This is a genomic window from Xanthomonas arboricola (assembly GCF_002940665.1).
GTDB classification, from domain to species: Bacteria; Pseudomonadota; Gammaproteobacteria; order Xanthomonadales; family Xanthomonadaceae; genus Xanthomonas; species Xanthomonas arboricola_B.
Genome location: NZ_MIGY01000003.1, coordinates 206,816 through 224,343, shown reverse-complemented (window position 1 = coordinate 224,343; position 17,528 = coordinate 206,816). Strand labels below are relative to the sequence as shown.

11 protein-coding genes, 1 tRNA gene and 1 pseudogene are annotated in these 17,528 nt (G+C 65.7%); 6 read left to right on the top strand and 7 right to left on the bottom strand.

Annotated features, from left to right (window positions below; translation table 11 throughout):
* Positions 1 to 18: 18 nt before the first annotated feature.
* Complete coding sequence (bfr, locus tag XarjCFBP7645_RS14555; RefSeq protein WP_146096346.1) at positions 19 to 504, top strand: bacterioferritin; 486 nt, start codon at positions 19 to 21, stop codon at positions 502 to 504.
* Between the two features lie 276 nt (positions 505 to 780).
* Here the strand turns inward: bfr and XarjCFBP7645_RS14550 are convergent.
* The 3 genes and pseudogenes from XarjCFBP7645_RS14550 to XarjCFBP7645_RS14540 form a co-directional block, all read right to left on the bottom strand.
* Positions 781 to 1,437, bottom strand: a pseudogene (locus tag XarjCFBP7645_RS14550) (thiopurine S-methyltransferase).
* 482 nt (positions 1,438 to 1,919) lie between these two features.
* Positions 1,920 to 4,163, bottom strand: a complete 2,244-nt coding sequence (gene parC, locus XarjCFBP7645_RS14545; RefSeq protein ID WP_104538097.1) for a DNA topoisomerase IV subunit A — start codon at positions 4,161 to 4,163, stop codon at positions 1,920 to 1,922.
* Positions 4,164 to 4,223: 60 nt separating this feature from the next.
* Positions 4,224 to 5,075: an AraC family transcriptional regulator gene (locus XarjCFBP7645_RS14540; protein ID WP_104538096.1), complete on the bottom strand. Its 852-nt coding sequence runs from the start codon at positions 5,073 to 5,075 to the stop codon at positions 4,224 to 4,226.
* 123 nt (positions 5,076 to 5,198) lie between these two features.
* Between XarjCFBP7645_RS14540 and XarjCFBP7645_RS14535 the strand changes: the two genes are divergently transcribed.
* The 5 genes from XarjCFBP7645_RS14535 to XarjCFBP7645_RS14510 all read left to right on the top strand — a co-directional run bounded on the left by XarjCFBP7645_RS14535 (position 5,199) and on the right by XarjCFBP7645_RS14510 (position 11,970).
* The gene (locus XarjCFBP7645_RS14535) at positions 5,199 to 5,639 is read left to right on the top strand and encodes a MarR family winged helix-turn-helix transcriptional regulator (protein ID WP_104538095.1); all 441 of its coding nucleotides are present in this window, start codon (positions 5,199 to 5,201) and stop codon (positions 5,637 to 5,639) included.
* Between the two features lie 23 nt (positions 5,640 to 5,662).
* On the top strand, positions 5,663 to 7,150 hold the full coding sequence (locus XarjCFBP7645_RS14530) for an efflux transporter outer membrane subunit (RefSeq protein ID WP_181126401.1): 1,488 nt from the start codon (positions 5,663 to 5,665) through the stop codon (positions 7,148 to 7,150).
* Positions 7,151 to 7,160: 10 nt separating this feature from the next.
* Complete coding sequence (locus XarjCFBP7645_RS14525; RefSeq protein ID WP_104538093.1) at positions 7,161 to 8,354, top strand: efflux RND transporter periplasmic adaptor subunit; 1,194 nt, start codon at positions 7,161 to 7,163, stop codon at positions 8,352 to 8,354.
* A 6-nt stretch (positions 8,355 to 8,360) separates the two neighbouring features.
* On the top strand, positions 8,361 to 9,941 hold the full coding sequence (locus tag XarjCFBP7645_RS14520) for a DHA2 family efflux MFS transporter permease subunit (protein WP_104538092.1): 1,581 nt from the start codon (positions 8,361 to 8,363) through the stop codon (positions 9,939 to 9,941).
* Between the two features lie 463 nt (positions 9,942 to 10,404).
* Positions 10,405 to 11,970: a serine hydrolase domain-containing protein gene (locus tag XarjCFBP7645_RS14510; protein ID WP_258079565.1), complete on the top strand. Its 1,566-nt coding sequence runs from the start codon at positions 10,405 to 10,407 to the stop codon at positions 11,968 to 11,970.
* Between the two features lie 21 nt (positions 11,971 to 11,991).
* On the opposite strand, the gene XarjCFBP7645_RS14505 is transcribed toward XarjCFBP7645_RS14510, so the two are convergent.
* From XarjCFBP7645_RS14505 to XarjCFBP7645_RS14490, 4 genes are all read right to left on the bottom strand, one after another.
* Positions 11,992 to 12,864: a DUF2884 family protein gene (locus XarjCFBP7645_RS14505; protein WP_104538089.1), complete on the bottom strand. Its 873-nt coding sequence runs from the start codon at positions 12,862 to 12,864 to the stop codon at positions 11,992 to 11,994.
* A gap of 203 nt (positions 12,865 to 13,067) precedes the next feature.
* Positions 13,068 to 13,154 (bottom strand) — tRNA-Leu (locus tag XarjCFBP7645_RS14500).
* 142 nt (positions 13,155 to 13,296) lie between these two features.
* Complete coding sequence (locus XarjCFBP7645_RS14495) at positions 13,297 to 15,534, bottom strand: beta-glucosidase family protein (RefSeq protein WP_104538088.1); 2,238 nt, start codon at positions 15,532 to 15,534, stop codon at positions 13,297 to 13,299.
* A gap of 123 nt (positions 15,535 to 15,657) precedes the next feature.
* The gene (locus tag XarjCFBP7645_RS14490) at positions 15,658 to 17,427 is read right to left on the bottom strand and encodes a M14 family metallopeptidase (protein ID WP_104538087.1); all 1,770 of its coding nucleotides are present in this window, start codon (positions 17,425 to 17,427) and stop codon (positions 15,658 to 15,660) included.
* Between the last annotated feature and the right edge of the window lie 101 nt (positions 17,428 to 17,528).

Here is a 17,528-nt window from a genome sequence, read left to right as displayed (position 1 = left end):
GCGTCGCTGGAGCACATCATGAAAGGCCATCCCGAAGTCGTCGACTATCTCAAACAGCTGCTGCGCGGCGAACTGGCCGCACGCGACCAGTATTTCCTGCACTCGCGCCGCTACGAGGACCAGGGCCTGATGGCGCTGTACGAGCGCATCAACCACGAAATGGAAGAGGAGACCGAGCACGCCGACGCGCTGCTGCGGCGCATCCTGTTCCTGGAAGGCGACCCGGACATGCGGCCGGCCGAGTTCGATCCGGGCAAGACCGTGGTGGAAATGCTCGAGCGCGATCTGGTCGTGGAGTACGAAGTGCGCGCCAATCTCGCCGCCGGCATGAAGCTGTGCGAGGGGCATGGCGACTACGTCAGCCGCGACATCCTGCTCAAGCAACTGCAGGACACCGAAGAAGACCACGCCTGGTGGCTGGAGCAGCAGCTTGGCCTGATCAGGCGGATCGGTCTGGAGCTGTATCAGACCTCGAAGATCGACAAGGGCCATGTCGCCGGCTGAGCCCGGCGACTGGATGTTGCGCAGCCGCTGAGCGGGCGCAGCGCAGATTTGCCATCGGCAGATGCCGCGCGGGGCATCGTCGTTGCTGCGGGGCCTGCATCAGCGGCCGGCGGTTTGCGGCGGTGTTACTTGGCGCCTTGCGCTGTGGTGCGAACCATCGCGTGGCGCAACGCCGCGCGGTGCTGATCGGCGCGCGATGCGCTGCTTGTGCAACGCCTGCGGCGCCCGACTGGGGCGTTGGCAGCGATCGCCGATGAGAACGTTCGCCCGCGACGGTCAGTTGCGTTGCAGGCGATAGATGCCGGTCGACAGGGCAGTGACACCGTCGGCACGGAAGCGCGGCTCCTGATCGAGAATGTCGCGGTGTTCCAGTTGCTGCACCTGCCAATGCGTGTCGAACAGTTTGTGTATCTCGGTGGCGTCCACCGAAAACGGCGGTCCGGCCCTTTCGGCCTGCGGGTATTACAGGGTGATCAACAGACCGCGGCATCCCGCAGGCAGGCGCGCGTACGTGGTGTGCAGAAACTGTTGGCGCAAGCCGGCAGGCAGGGCGATCAATGCGGCGCGATCGTAGACGGCGCTGCAATCGGCCAGCACGCTTGGCTCCAGTGCAAACGCGTCGCCGCAGATGATTTCGATCGGGCCGGCGATAAAGTGCTCGCCTGCGCGGCTGCTGTGTCGTTGCGGTCGCAAACCGGCATCAGCGAAGAATTGCGCCACCGCCAGCGGCGATATCTCCACGCCGAGCACGCGATGACCTTGTGCGGCCAGCCAGTGCAGGTCCAGCGTCTTGCCGCACAGCGGCACCAGCACGCGGGCAGCCTTCGGCACCTGCAACGCCGGCCAGTGCTTTTGCAGCAGCGGCATCACCTGGTCCTGATGGAAGCCGGTCTGACCGTTCTGCCAACGCTGCAGCCAGAAATCTGTGTCCATGATGTTGTCTTGTTGGTTTGCGTTGACGAGTGCCGTGATGCAGCCAATGGCACTCACACTGCAGATCGAAAGGAACCGCTCAGACCACACCGCACCGCCGCGCGACATGCACTGCACACACCCACGCACGCCGACCATTTCGACCGGTCCTTGTCCGCCCACCGTCGCGGGACCTTACGCGGCATGGATGCCGCGTAAGCGCCTACACGGACGTACTTGCGGCGTGTGCTGCGATGGTGGGCGGGCAAGGGCCCTGCAGCAAATCCGCAGATCTCTCGCTCTACAACCGACGCATCCGCACCGCTCGATTACTTCTCAAGGCAATGCAGAGCTTGCGCTTCAGCGTAGCCTCGCCGTTGCAAGCCAAGCTGCCCGAGGGCGCGATGCCCTAAAGCCGGCAGCATCCAGCTGGCGGTAGTTTTGTGGGTCGCTCACAACCGCACGGCCAACGCGCCGCCGCGCGGCGCTTGGGTGAACAGCCGTTACTGCACTTCCAACCCGTCCACCTTCTGCCACCCTCGCGGCAACAACGCCCCGCGACTTGCGCGCGCGCCCACATAGGGATCCAGATCCTTGAACGACAGGCTCATGGTGCGTGCACCGCTGCGCACCAGCAGCGTGTTGCCTGGTGCCACCGCCACCACCGCGACCACACGCTCGGTGCCGAGCTTGGCCTTGGGGATGTCGATGATCTTGTTGCCTTTGCCCTTGTCCAGCTCGGGCACGTCGCTGGCGGTCACCGCCAGCAGATTGCCGGCACTGGTGACGGCGACGATGCGGTCGCTCTGCGGATTGGTCACCTGCGCAGGCGTCAGCACATGTGCGCCGGTGGTCAGGTTGAGCATCGCCTTGCCGGCCTTGTTGCGGCCGGTGAGGTTTTCGAAGCGGGTGACGAAGCCGTAGCCGTGCGAGGACGCCAGCACGAAGCGGGTGGCGTTGTCGGCGCTGGCCATGACCTGGAACGCCGCGCCCGAGGCCGGCGAGAAACGCCCGGTCAACGGTTCGCCATTGCCGCGTGCCGAGGGCAGGGTGTGCACCGCGGTCGAATAGGCGCGCCCTTCCGAATCCAGGAACGCCACCTGATGCGTGCTGCGGCTGCGCACCGCTGCCAGCAGGCTGTCGCCTTCGCGGTAGGACATGCCGGCCGGGTCGACCTCATGGCCCTTGGCCGCGCGTACCCAGCCCTTTTCCGACAGCACCACGGTCATCGGTTCGCTGGCGACCATCTCGGTTTCGTCGATCGCCTGCGCCGCGCCACGCTGTACCAGCGGCGAGCGGCGTGCGTCGCCGAACTTCTTGGCGTCGGCGGTCAGTTCGTCCTTGATCAGCTTCTTCAGCTTGGTCTTACTTTCCAGGATCGCCATCAACTGCGCGCGTTCCTTGGCCAGTGCTTCCTGCTCGCCGCGGATCTTCATTTCTTCCAGGCGTGCTAGCTGGCGCAGCTTGGTTTCCAGGATGTATTCGGCCTGCTCTTCGCTGAGTGCGAAGCGCGCGATCAACACCGGCTTGGGTTCGTCCTCGCTGCGGACGATGCGGATCACTTCGTCCAGGTTGAGGAAGGCGATCAACAACCCTTCCAACAGGTGCAGGCGGCGCTCGACCTTCTGCAGGCGATGGTTGAGGCGGCGGGTGACGGTGTCGCTGCGGAAGGTCAGCCACTCGCTCAGCAACTGGCGCAGATTCTTCACCTGCGGGCGGCCGTCCAGGCCGATCACGTTGAGATTGACGCGGTAGCTGCGCTCAAGGTCGGTGGTGACGAACAGGTGTCCCATCAGCTGCTCGGCATCGACACGGTTGGAGCGCGGCACCAGCACCACCCGCACCGGGCTGGTGTGGTCGGACTCGTCGCGGATGTCTTCCAGCCACGGCAGCTTCTTGGCGCGCATCTGCTGGGCGATCTGCTCGATCACCTTGGACGGCGAGACCTGGTACGGCAACGCATCGATGACGATGTTGGCGTGTTCTTTCTTGTAGGTGGCGCGTGCGCGCACGCTGCCATGGCCGGTCTCGTAGATTGCGCGCAGATCGGCCGCCGGGGTGATGATCTCGGCGGTGGTCGGGTAGTCCGGGCCAAGCACGTGTTCGCACAGCTCGGCGACCGTGGCATCGGGGTTGTCGAGCAGGCGCAGCAGCGCGCTGACGATCTCGTTGAGGTTGTGCGGCGGCACGTCGGTGGCCATGCCCACCGCGATGCCGGTGGTGCCGTTGAGCAGCAGGTGCGGCAGGCGCGCCGGCAGCCAGGTCGGCTCTTCCAGGGTGCCGTCGAAGTTGGGCGCCCAATCGGTGGTGCCCTGGCCGATTTCGCCTAGCAGCACCTCGGCGATCGGGGTCAGCTTGGATTCGGTGTAGCGCATTGCCGCGAACGACTTGGGGTCGTCGGTGGAGCCGAAGTTGCCCTGGCCCTCGATCAGCGGGTAGCGATACGAGAACGGCTGCGCCATCAGCACCAGCGCTTCGTAGCAGGCGCTGTCGCCGTGCGGATGGTACTTGCCGATCACATCGCCCACGGTGCGCGCGGATTTCTTCGGCTTGGCAGCGGCATTCAGGCCCAGCTCGCTCATCGCGAAGATGATGCGCCGCTGCACCGGCTTCAGGCCATCCCCGAGGAACGGCAGGGCGCGGTCGAGCACCACGTACATCGAATAGTCGAGATAGGCGCGTTCGGCGTACTCGCGCAGCGGCAGCTGCTCGAAGCCGTGGAAGGTGGGGCGGGTCAAATCGGTCATGTAAAGCCAGGTCCTACGAAAGAGGAGCCCGCGCCGTGGCGCGCGCTCGAAGAGCGCCGATTATCCGGATGCGGCCGGGGATGCCAAGCCGCGCGCATGCGCGCCGGCCAGATACCGCGTGGGTGGAGCGCCGAAATGGCGGTGGAACACGCTGACGAAGGCGCTGGGGCTGCTGTATCCGAGCTGGTCGGCGACCCGGGCGACCGGACTGCCCTGGCTGAGCCGCCGCAGCGCCTCCGCCAGCCGGGCCTGCTGCCGCCATTGCGCGAAACTCAGCCCGGTCTCGCTGCGGAAATGCCGGCTCAGGCTGCGCGCCGACAGCCCGCCCCAGTCGGCCCAGGCGTCCAGCGGGCGCGGGTCGGCCGGGGTATCGAGCAACTGCCGGGCGATGCGCAGCAGCCGCCGGTCGGCCGGCATCGGCAGGTGCAGGTGGTCGATCTGCACCTGGTGCAGTTCGTCCAGCAGTACCGCGGCCAGGCGTTGCCGGGTGGGGTCCAGCGGCTGACCCGGCGGCCAGTCGGCTGCGCGCATGATCGCCTCGCGGGCGAGCCCGGTCAGGCGGATCACCCCGCCTTGCGCAGGCAGCGCAGCACAGGCGTCCGGCCGGACCACCACACCCCAGCCGCGCAGCGGTCCGGCCAGCTCCACCGTGTGCTGCTGCCCGGGCGGCATCCAGCCGGCGCAGCCCGGCGGTAGCGACAGGGTTCCCTGTTCGGTGTGCACCGTCAGCACGCCGTGCTCCACATACATCAGCTGCCCGCGGACATGCGCATGCCGAACGGTCTCCGGCGCCCATACCGCGCGCAGGTCGGCCAGGAATGCGATCACCTCCGGTCCATCGGCCCATTCGAAGCTGTCCCGCACGCCGGGTGGGAATGCATCGACCGTGGTTGGCGGGTTTTCGACAGTCATTGGCGCAATTGTATTACCAGGCCAGCGGCGTAGGCACGTAAGGTAGCGATCCTTGCTGGCGGTTTAATCCCGTTAGAAATATTTGCGTTGACAAATATATTTTTCGGAAGAAAATGGCCTGCCATGAATGACCTCTCCTCCGCCTCGCCATCGTTTGGCCTGCTGTTGCGTCAGGTGCGCGATGCGCTGATGCGGCAGCTCGAAGCCGAAATGAAGGGCGAGCTGCCGGACTTCGGCTTCAGCCACTATGTCGGTCTGAAGATTCTGGCGGTGCGTTCGCCCTGCACGGCCAACGAACTGGCGCTGGCGCTGGACCAGACCCCGAGCGCGGTCACCCGCCTGCTCGACAAGCTCGAAGCGTTTGGCGCGGTGCGACGCGAGCCGCATGCGCAGGACCGGCGCGCGCTGCAGATCGTCATGACCGACCAGGGCGTGGCGCTGTGGGAACGCCTGAAGCTGCGTGGCGAACGCGCCATCGAACATGGCTTGCGCGATCTGTCTCCGCCCGAGCGCGAACAACTCACCTCTCTCCTCATCCGTGTCCGCGATGCACTCAACTCATGAACGCTGCTAGTTCCCCGATCCAGATGCTGCGCCTGCGGTCCACGCAGCTTGCGCGGCCGCTCGTCCTCACTGCACTGACGCTGGCGCTGGCCGCCTGCGCCAGCAGCCGCGGGCTTGCCCCGCACGGCGCCGTGCTGGAGCCGGCCGCGCTGCATGCCGAGCGCACCCTCGCCCAGGCCACCCTGAGCACGGCCGCCTGGCCGACCAGCGATTGGTGGCGCGCCCTGGGCGATTCGCAATTGAACACGCTGATTGCCGAAGGGCTGCAGCGCAGTCCCAGCCTGGCGGCGGCCGATGCGCGCCTGCGTCAGGCGCAGGCACGCATCGGTAGCGCGCAGGCCGATCGCGGCCCCAGCCTGTCGGTGTCCGGCGGCTATGCGGGCGTGCAATTGCCCGAATCGATGGTAGGCGAGGAGCGCGGCGGCAAGTTCGGCGGCAACGGCCAACTGGTGCTGGACTTCCGCTATGGCGTGGACCTGTGGGGCGGCAAGCGCGCCGCCTGGGAAGCGGCGGTGGACCAGGCGCATGCGGCCGATGTGGACGCACAGGCGGCACGCCTGAACCTGTCGGCGGCGATCGCCGAAGCTTATGCGCAGCTCGACTACGCATGGCGCCTGCACGACGTGGCCAACGATGAGCTGACCCGCGTGCAGAAGACTCTGGAGCTCACCCGGCAACGCCGCGGCGCCGGCATCGACAGCGATCTGCAGGTGCGCCAGGCGCAGGCCCGTGTACCGTCGGCGCAGCAGCAGCTGCAGTCCGTGCAGCAGCAGATCGACGAGGCGCGCAACGCCCTGGCCGCGCTGGCCGGGCAGGGGCCGGATCGCGGGCTGGAGATCGCGCGCCCGACGCTGAGGGCGGCAATGGCCACGCAGTTGCCGAGCAACCTGCCAGCCGACCTGCTGGGTCGCCGCCCCGATGTGGTCGCCGCGCGCTGGCGCGTGGAAGCCTCCGATCAGGACATCGCCGCCGCCAAGACCCGCTTCTACCCCAGCTTCAACATTACTGCGCTGGGCGGGGTGGTGAATCGCGATGTCGGCCAGTTGCTGGAAAGTGCCTCGGTATTTGGCGTGGTTGCGCCGGCGCTGAGCCTGCCGATTTTCGATGGCGGCAAGCTGCGCGCCAATCTGGCCGGCAGCGATGCGCAGTACGACCTGGCGGTGGCCGACTACAACCAGAAGGTACTCGACGCCCTGCGCGAGGTGGCCGACCAGGTCAACGCCGTGCGTTCGCTGGAGCAGCGTGCACGCGCGCAGGACGACGCCGTGCAGACCGTGACTGCCGCCTTCGAGCTCGCGCAGCAGCGCTACCGCGCCGGTATCGGCAGCTATCTGGAAGTGCTCAGCGTGCAGGAGCAATTGCTGCTCGCACGCCAGCGCATGGCCAGCCTGCAATCGCAACAATTGTTGGCCTCGGTGAGGTTGCAGCGTGCCTTGGGCGGCGGATTCACGCCGGAACCTGCGCGCGATACCGCACACGCCGCGACCACTTACGCACAACCGAATTCCTGAGACAGCGACGATGAGCCAGACGACTCCAACTTCTTCCCCCCCTGCGCCGGCCGTGCCCAGCAGGCGCCGTGCGGCGCTGCGCATCGTGGCCATTGCGGTGATCCTGGCGATCATCGGTCTTGTGGTGTGGTACTTCCTGGTCGGCCGCTGGCATGAGGACACCGACGACGCGTATGTACAGGGCAACCAGGTGCAGATCACCCCGATGGTGGGCGGCACCGTGGTCAGCATCGGCGCCGAAGACGGCATGCGCGTGGAGCGCGGCCAGTTACTGGCGCAGCTGGACCCGGCCGACACCGCGGTCGCGTTGCAGCAGGCCGAAGCCAATCTGGCCAAGATCGTGCGTCAGGTGCGTGGTCTGTACCGCAGCGTGGAAGGCGCGCAGGCCGAACTGTCCTCGCGCGAGGTGAGCTTGCGCAGCGCACGTGCCGACTTCGCACGCCGCAGGGATCTGGCCGCCAGCGGCGCGATCTCCAACGAAGAATTGGCGCATGCCCGCGAGGAACTGGCCACTGCCGAAGCGGCGGTGAGCGGTTCGCGCGTGAGCTTCGAACGCAACCGCGCCCTGGTGGACGACAGTGCGGTGGCCAATCAGCCGGACGTGCAGACGGCCGCCGCGCAGCTGCGTCAGGCCTATCTCAACCACGCCCGCACCGGGGTGATTGCACCGGTGTCCGGTTACGTGGCGCGTCGTTCGGCGCAGCTGGGCCAGCGTGTGCAGCCCGGCAGCGTGCTGATGGCGGTGGTGCCGCTGGAGCAGGTGTGGGTGGAAGCCAACTTCAAGGAAACCCAGCTCAAGCACATGCGCCTGGGCCAGGAAGTGGAACTGCATTCGGATCTGTACGGTGGCGGCGTGAACTACACCGGCCGCATCGAAAGCCTGGGCCTGGGCACCGGCAGCGCGTTCTCGCTGTTGCCGGCGCAAAACGCCAGCGGCAACTGGATCAAGATCGTCCAGCGCGTGCCGGTGCGCATTGCGGTGGATGCCAAGCAACTGGCCGGCAATCCGCTGCGCATCGGTTTGTCGATGAAGGTCGATGTCAACCTGCACGACCAGCAGGGCAGCGTGTTGCCGACCAAGTTCGCCAATGGCGCGGTGTTCTCCACCGACGTGTATGCGCAGCAGTTGCAGGCCGCCGACGCGGATATCCAACGCATCATCCAGGACAACCTGCCTGCGCAGGCTGCGTCCAAGGCGGGCTGAGCCAGCATGTCTTCGCAAGCTCCCGTCGCGCCAGGCGGTCCCTCGGCACCTGCGCCCGCCACCGGCTTTCGTCCGGCGAGCGTGGCGCTGTGCACCGTGGGCCTGGCGATGGCCTCGTTTATGCAGGTGCTGGACACCACCATCGCCAACGTCTCGTTGCCGACCATCGCCGGCAATCTCGGCGCCAGTTCGCAGCAGGCCACCTGGGTCATCACCTCGTTCGCGGTCAGCACTGCGATCGCCCTGCCGCTGACCGGCTGGCTGAGCCGCCGCTTCGGCGAGACCAAGTTGTTCGTGTGGTCGACGCTGGCTTTTACCGTGGCCTCGTTGCTGTGCGGCCTGGCCCAGAGCATGGGCATGCTGGTGGTGTCGCGCGCGCTGCAGGGGTTCGTTGCCGGGCCGATGTACCCGATCACCCAGAGCCTGCTGGTGTCGATCTACCCACGCGAAAAACGCGGGCAGGCACTCGCCTTGTTGGCGATGATCACGGTGGTGGCACCGATCGCCGGCCCGATCCTGGGTGGCTGGATCACCGACAACTACAGCTGGGAATGGATCTTCCTGATCAACGTGCCGCTGGGCATCATCGCCAGCAGCATCGTCGGCTCGCAGTTGCGCCATCGCCCCGAGCAGCTGGAAAAGCCGCGCATGGACTACATCGGCCTGATCCTGCTGGTGGTCGGCGTGGGCGCGCTGCAACTGGTGCTGGACCTGGGCAACGACGAGGACTGGTTCTCCTCCGACAAGATCGTGGTGCTGGCCTGCGTCGCTGCAGTGGCGCTGGTGGTGTTCGTGATCTGGGAACTCACCGACAATGATCCCATCGTCGATCTCAAGCTGTTCCGGCATCGCAACTTCCGCGCCGGCACGCTGGCGATGGTGGTGGCCTATGCGGCGTTTTTCAGCGTGAGCCTGCTGATCCCGCAATGGCTGCAACGCGACATGGGCTACACCGCGATCTGGGCCGGCCTTGCCACCGCGCCGATCGGTATCCTGCCAGTGCTGATGACACCATTCGTGGGCAAGTACGCGCTGCGTTTCGACCTGCGCATGCTCGCCACCGTCGCCTTCATCTTCCTGTCGTTCACCAGCTTCCTGCGCTCCAACTTCAACCTGCAGGTGGACTTCGGCCATGTGGCCACCGTGCAGCTGGTAATGGGTGTGGGTGTGGCCTTGTTCTTCATGCCGGTGCTGCAGATCCTGCTCTCTGACCTGGACGGTCGCGAGATCGCGGCAGGTTCCGGCCTGGCCACCTTCCTGCGTACTCTGGGCGGCAGCTTTGCCGCATCGTTGACCACCTATCTGTGGGCACGCCGCACCCAGGTGCACCACGCGCACATCACCGAACATATCTCGGTGTACACCCCGGGCATGCAGGAGCAGGTCACCGCGATGGGGCAGGGCGACCTGCAACACGGCGCGGCATCGCTCAACAACATGATCAATCACCAGGCCTCGCAGATGGGCTTCAACGACATCTTCTACCTGCTCGGCTGGACGTTCCTGGCGATCATCTTCTTCCTGTGGCTGGCCAAGCCGCCGTTCGGTGCAGGCGCGGGCGGCGCAGCGGCGGCTGGTGGGCACTAGTAGGCGCCGGCTGACAAGGCGCTTGGCCGCTCTAACATCGGCTAAGACAACGACTTCATGCCGGTCTAGTGCAGAGCGGATGATCTGCGACTTGGCTGCAGGGCCCTTGCCCGCCCACCATCGCGGGACACGCCGCAAGTACGTCCATGTAGGCTCTTACGCGGCATCCATGCCGCGTAAGGTCCCGCGACGGTGGGCGGGCAAGAGCCAGTCGAGATGGTCGGTGTGCGTAGCGCTTTGCAAAGCAACCAGCAAACCGTTTGGAGCGGTGAGGGCGCTGCAGCCTTGACCGACGCAGTATTTGACGTGGGCTTCTGACTGCATCCAAAAAAGGTAGCTGACAAAACCCCTGCGCTCACCCCCCACCAGTCGGGTGCTCGCTACGGTTTGTGAGTCGCTCTAACAATCGTGCTGTGCCTGTCAACACGCTCTAGACTGACGCTCTCCAAGTGGGAGCAGTTCAATGGCAGTGACGCCTTCAACGACCGGTTTACCGCAGTCCTTCTGCCTCATGCATACGATGCAGCGCCAAGGCCGGCTCACGCTGAATCGAGAGGCCCAGCGTCATCGTGAGTTACCGCATGCAGCGCCGGCAATTGGGCGTGTGCTGCAGACTGTGCTCCTTCTGTCGCTGTGGTTGCCGTTGATCGCCTTGGCCGATGAATCGAGCGACAAGGTGACGCGGCAGATGCAGCTCAATCGGCAGCGCTACGGCATCGTAGGGCAGGCTGCGTACGTCTCCCACAATGGCAAGGTGCTGTTTCGCGGTGGCGATGGACTTGCCGATCTCGATAGCCAGCAGCCGCTCACGCCTGAGCAGATATTTCCTGTGTTTTCGGTGAGCAAGCTGCTGGTGAGCACCTTGATCATGCAGTTGGTCGAGGCCGGGCGGATCGATCTTGACCGACCGGCCCGGGTCTACCTGCCAGATCTGCCGCGGCGCTGGAGCAAGATCACGGTGCGTCAGCTGCTCAACCACACCTCCGGGTTGCCCGAGTATTTCACCGAGGCGCAGATGAGCGGCTCGCCGGAGGCAAACGCCTCATTTCCTGCAACTGCGCACGCTGTCTTTGCAGCGCTGGGCAGTCAACCGTTGCTTTTTCCACCCGGTAGCAACACGCGCTACATCAACACCAACTATCTGGTGCTGTCGCAACTGCTCCAGGCGCATTACCGCAAGCCGTATTCGCAGATCGTGTCCGAGCGGATCCTCGAGCCGTTGAAGCTGGCGCATACCTTTCTCGGACGCTCCCGATTGCCGGCTGATGCAGTCGTCAACGCCTACGTTGGCAAGGACGGAAAACTGCAGAAACAGCAGGAGATCGCCTGGCCCGATTACGCCCTCGGGCATGCCGAGCTGTACGCCAGCATCGACGATCTGGCGACGTTCATCGAAGCGATGCGAGATGGAAAGTTGGTCGGCAAGCCAGCCCTGCGGCAGCTCTGGCAACCGCAGCTGCTGACCAACGGGCAGCGCGGCTGGTTTGCCAGCGGCTGGGAGGTTGGCGCAAGTGGTGCCTATCGGCACGTCGGTCATGATGGCGGCGCGCGGGTGAGGGTGCGCCTGCTGTTCGCCGATGCCCTGGATGGCGATAGCTACACCATCGTTTACCTGACCAATGGCAGCACGCGCGGGGTGTGGTCCCGGGTGCTGGTCGACAGCATCATGGCCACCATCGCGCCACAGACGTTTCCCGCCGAAGCCTTGTCGGAGAAGCTCATCGCCTTCGCGCTGCAGTCGCCTGTCGATCACGACACGCAGTTGTTGGCCGATGCACTGCGTGTCGACGGGAGCATCCCCCTCGATCAACTCGAGGCTGTGGTCAACGCGACTGGCTACACCGTTCTGTCCAATCTCGGCGCAGATGCGGCGATTCGTGTGTTCGCGCTCAATGTGTTGCTGTTTCCGGCGTCCCGCAATGCGCTGGACAGCCTTGCCGAGGCGTATGAGGCAAGCGGAGATCTCGCCCGTTCGAGCACCATCCGGCAGAGCATCAAGGGCATGGCCGCCCCGCCCGAGGAACAATGATCCGACCGAGGGCGTGAGGTCTCAGCTGTTTGTTGCTGGTTGCAGCTTGACTGCCCGGTTCGGTGGCGCATCGCCGCTGTCGGGCTTCGGTTCAGCCCGTTCGGTGTCATGGCGCGGCGTGTCGTCCTGCAGGGGTGCGAGCAGTTGCAGCCGCTTGCCCTGGTAACGGAACTCGAGCGCGTCCTCTAACTGACGCAGTGCTTGCACCTGGGTGCACAGCGCATTGGCACTGGCCTCGATGGTGGACGCCTGGGTATCCTGCCTTGCATCCAGTTGGCCCTCCATCTGTTGGGCGCGTTTGTCGATTCCGTCCGAACGCCCGGTGACGATCTGCCAGAGCATGTGGCGCGCGATGCTGCCCTTGAATTGCTCGGCTTCGTGTTCGACGTAATTTGCGAAGTTGCCGTCGAAGGCCTTCTGCTCCCAACGCCCCTTGCCCAGGGTGCCGTCGACATACGCGCGTGCGCGTTTGCGCAGCCGTTCGATCTTGCGGGCGTTGAGCGCACTGCCTGTCATGACCTCGATGACACCGCCGAGCGCGTCGTAACTGAGGTCGATCACCTGATAGGCAATGCCGGCAACCTGCGGCATCAATGCGCGGGTGCGTTGTTCCATCTCCCAGAGGCGTCGTGCATCGGCCGTGCTGGTCTGCTGCAGCTTGTGGTCGATGCTCAGTTCGCCGCCGTGGAAGAAAATTTCGCGTGGCCAACCGCTGTCGCGATAAAGCCAGATGCCGCCGCTGTCGGCGAGCACGTTGAACGGCGTGCCGAGACCGCATTGCTGCGAAGACACCTGCGCGCGATGGTACGGGGCATCGTGTTTGTTGGTCTGCTGTGCCCGTGCATGCGGACTGACAACGGCCGGAAGCAGGGCAAGCCAGAGGAGGATGCGCATGGGGCCTGCTGCCGTCGTGGAGGCGTTGCGCAGGGTCGCCACAGCAGCAATAGCTGGTCGCGTGTCGAAAGTCACCGGCGCCGCATCCTGGCAACGCTGCCGATCTGCAGACATCACCGATGCCGCACACCATCGTGCAATCGTATGGCCCAGACGCAAAAAACCCCGCCTGAGCGGGGTTTTTTACGATCTACCGTGAGTCATGGTGCCCAGGAGAGGACTCGAACCTCCACGAAGTTGCCCCCGCTAGCACCTGAAGCTAGTGCGTCTACCAATTCCGCCACCTGGGCGACTCAGGAGGCGAATTGTGCAAGTTGCGCGCGACGCTGTCAACGCATCCGGCACAAATTTTTCGTGGTGGCCGGTGCTTGCCGGCGACGTGAGAAGACGGCGTGGCGGACACGCGTAATGCATGCCCGCCACGACACCGGATCACGGCAGCTGCGCCGCCTGCAGGCTGACCTCTGCACTCTGCACCGGTTCGCTTGCCGAACGCGCCAGCTGCACGCGATAGGTGCCCGCGGCAATCGTCCAGTGACGGGCCTTGGCATCGAAGTCGGCCAGCGTCCTGGGTTCGGCGATCACCTGCACGGTGCGCTTTTCGCCCGGCTTGAGCGTGAGCTTCTGCCAGCCGATCAGGCGCAGCGGGGTGGCATGGCCGTCGGGCAGGGTGACGTAGAGCTGCGGCACGGCGGCGCCTTCGCGCTGGCCGATGTTTTCCACCTCGAAGTTCGCCGTGAGCTGGCTGCCGTTGGCTTCCACGCGCAGCCCGCCCATGCGGAACTGCGTGTACGACAGGCCATGGCCGAACGCATAACGCGGGGTCAGCTTGCGCGCGGCGAACCACTTGTAGCCGACGTTGGCGCCTTCGATGGCGTAGTCGATGCTGTCTTCGCCCGGCTTGGCCGGCTTGAAGCCCAGGCCCGGGATCGAGGGACGCGGCAGCTGCGATTCGTCCACCGGCCAGGTCACCGGCAGATGGCCGGACGGATTGACCGCACCGGTCAGCAGGTTGGCGATCGCCTCGCCGCCGCCGATGCCCGGATACCACGCCTGCAATACCGCCGGCACGCGCTCGGCCCAGGGCATGCGCACCGGGCCGTTGGTTTCCAGCACCACGGTGGTCTTGGGGTTGGCCTTGGCCACCGCCTCGATCAAGGCATCCTGGTTGTCGGGCAATTGCATGTCCGGCAGGTCCACCGATTCGGCCGACCATTGGGTGGCGAACACGATCGCCACATCGGCGGCCTTGGCCGCGCGTGCCGCGGCAGCGCGGTCCTTGCCGTCGACATAATCGATCTGCACGTTCGGCAACGCGGCGCGCAATGCCTGCAGCGGCGAGGACGGATGGATGATCACCGGGCCGGGCCAGGTGGTCGGATTGAGGCCGGGTACGGCGTTGCCACCGTTGATGGTGTAGTCCACACGCGAGGAACCGCCGCCGGACATCACGCCCTTGTCGGCATACCCACCGATCACCGCGATGCGGCGCACGTCCTTGGATAGCGGCAAGGTAGCCTGCTCGTTACGCAGCAGCACGCTGCCTTCCTCGGCAACATGCTGCGCGGACAGCTGCCCGGCCTTGCCGTCGATCGGCTGGCGCTGGGTGGGATGATCGAACGCGCCATGCGCGAACAGGCTGCGCAGCACGCGCTTGACCATGTCGTCGAAGCGCGCGCGCGGCACCACGCCGGCCGACACCGCCATGCGCAACGGTGCGTCGAAGAACACCGCCGCGTCGAACACTTCGCCAGCCGATTGCTGATCGAGTCCGGCCAGGGCCGCCTTGGAGCCGCTGTGCACGCCGCCCCAGTCGGACATCACGTAGCCGGGGTATTTCCATTCCTGCTTGAGTACCTGGTTGAGCAGGTAATCGTGCTCGCAGCCGTAGATGCCATTGATCTTGTTGTAGGAGCACATCACCGAGGCCGGGTCGCCGATTTTCAACGCGATCTCGAACGCCAGCAAATCCGATTCGTGCATCGCCTGCTCGCCGATCTCGGCGCTGTGGAAATTGCGTCGCGTCTCCATGTCGTTGAGCGCGTAGTGCTTCATCGTTGACAGCACATGCTCGCTCTGCACGCCGCGGATAGACTCGCCGACCATGGTGCCGGCCAGCAGCGGGTCTTCGCCGGCATATTCGAAATTGCGTCCGTTGCGTGGGTCGCGCTGCAGGTTGACGCTGCCGGCCAGCAGCACGTTGAAGCCCTGCTGCCAGGATTCGCGGCCCATGGTCTTGCCGCCGGCATAGGCCAGCTGCGGATTCCAGCTCGAGGCGGCCGACGGGCCGGACGGCATCGCGGTGGCGAAGTCGCCCTTGCGGATGCCGCCGGGATTGGTCACGCCCACGCCGGCATCGGCCAGTTGCTGCGCCGGGATGCCCAGCCGTGGGACGCCGGGGACATAGCCGGCCGAACCCAGCGCGCCCTCGGGCTTGGGAATCTTGTCGGTGCCCAGGCCGAAGTAGCTGCGCAGCATCTGGAATTTTTCCTCCTCGCTCATCTGCGCGAGCAGACGATCGGCGCGCTGGTCCGCGGTCAGCGCGGTGTCCATCCACGGCTGCGCTGCAGCGGCGGTCTGTGCGCCGAGCGGGGCGGCAAACGCGGTGCCGACGCCAAGGGCGATGGCCAGCGCGAGACGGCGTGGCCTGGAGTGTGTAAACGGTTTCATATCGAGCTGTGGCACGGGTGGTCCTTGTGGTGCGGTTGCAATCAGGGGAGGGCACCGCAGTGCCCGCGTTCGAAAGGCGCGCGCGTGCGCCGAATCAGGTACCTGCCGGAAGCGGGCGCCGGCTCAGAACTGCGTCTGTGCCGTGCGTAACACTGGGTACAGGCGGTAGCGCTCGTCCCAGGAGGAATGCAGGCGAGCGAAGAATTCCAGGCGTGCCTTCGGGTCGGCCGCGAAGGCGGCATCGCTGGCCAGGCGTTGTTCGAATTGCGCCTTCACTGCCGGGTCGCGTTCTAGCAGGTCGCGCGCCACCTCTTCGGCGACGTAATCCTCCATGTATTCCTTGCGCTCGAATGCGGTGTTGAACAGGCCCCATTGCAGCAGCGAATCCGGCGCCTGCGGTTCCAGAATCGCCATCACCAGGCGCGACCTGGCCTGGGCGATCGGCACGAACAAGGAGCCTGCCGGCACGGTGCGGGTTTCATCGCGCCACTGCCCGGCGATCTCCAGGTTCTGGTGGCCTTCGTTGGAGCGCGCGGCAAACGTCGCCTTGTCGGCATGGAAGCTCTGCACCGGATGGGCGGCAGTGGTGGCGAGGGTGTCGAAGGCGATGCCGTGCAGGCGCAGTTTCTCCGCCACCAGGGCCGCTTGCGCGGCAGGCACCAGATAGCCGCCGCGGGGCGCATCGACCACCACATCCGGCTTGATCTGATCGCGTAACGGTACCTTCCAGATCTGTGGTCTGGTCTCGTCGTAGCGCGTCATCAACGCACCGGAAATCGGCGAGGGCGTGCGCGTGTAGGCGTAGCCACGGAAGGCAACGGTGCGTGCGGCCGGGCCGGCAGCGAAGCTCAACGGCTCGATCTCGCCAGCCAGCCTGGTCGCACGCTGATCGGCCGCCAGCGCATCGGCGCGCCACCTGGCGCCGTTGCGCGCGGCCTGCTGCAGCACCGACACGATCGCATTGCGGGTGACGCGTACGCGCACCGGGTAGGTCTTCCACGAATGCGTTTCCACCAGCATGCCGAAGCGGTTGCGCAGCAGGAAATAGCCGTGCGAAAAACGCGGCGGCGACACGTCGTCGGCAAAGCCCGATGTCGGGTCGTCCTCGTGCACGAACGAGGGGTAATACGGCAACGGCAGCGAGCCCTGTGCGGCGAGGTCGGCAATCACCGCATCGCGCCAGCGCGTGCCGTCGCGTTGCAGCGTGGCATCGCCGGCGTGCACGGGCTCCACCTGCACCGACACGTCGTGCTCGAACTTGGCGCCATCGGTGACGTGCAGGTCCACGTACATCAGCGGATCCCATTGCTGCACCAGCCGCAGCATCGCCTGCATTTCCGGCGCGTCGGCCTTGAGGTAGTCGCGATTGAGATTGAGGTTCTGCGCGGTGGTGCGCCAGCCCATCTGTTCGGGGCCGCGTTGATTGGGGCGGTTCCAGGCGCCGAAGCGCTCGTGGCCGTCGACGTTGAACACCGGCACGAATACCCAGACCAGCTTGTCCAGTACGCCTTTGCCGGTTTTTCCGTCCAGCAATTCGCGCAGCGCCAGGAAGCCCGCGTCCTTGCCGTCGATCTCGCCGGCATGGATGCCGCCTTGCACCAGCACCACCGGCAACTTGCGTTGCGCAGCGCTGTCGGTATCCAGTGCGCCGCTGGTGGAGACGATCAGCGCCTTCATCGGCCGGCCTTCCGGGGTGGTGCCGAACTCGATGCAGCGCACCGCCTGCGGGTAGCGCTGCGCAAAGGCATCGCAAAGCGCGATGACTTCCTCGTAGCGTCCGGTCTGCGCAAACCCGCTGCGCTCGGCCCGGGTGGTCAGCGGTTCGGCGGCCAGTGCGGCGGGGGCGGTGGTCAGCAGCAACAGGCTCAGGGCCAGGCGGGTGAAGCGGGGCATCCAGCGGTCCAGTGTTCCAGGAAAACGTTTGCAATGTAGCCGAGCCGGCGCAGCAGGCCAATCTGCACTGCGTCATGACTTGCGCGCGATCGGCGTGGTTG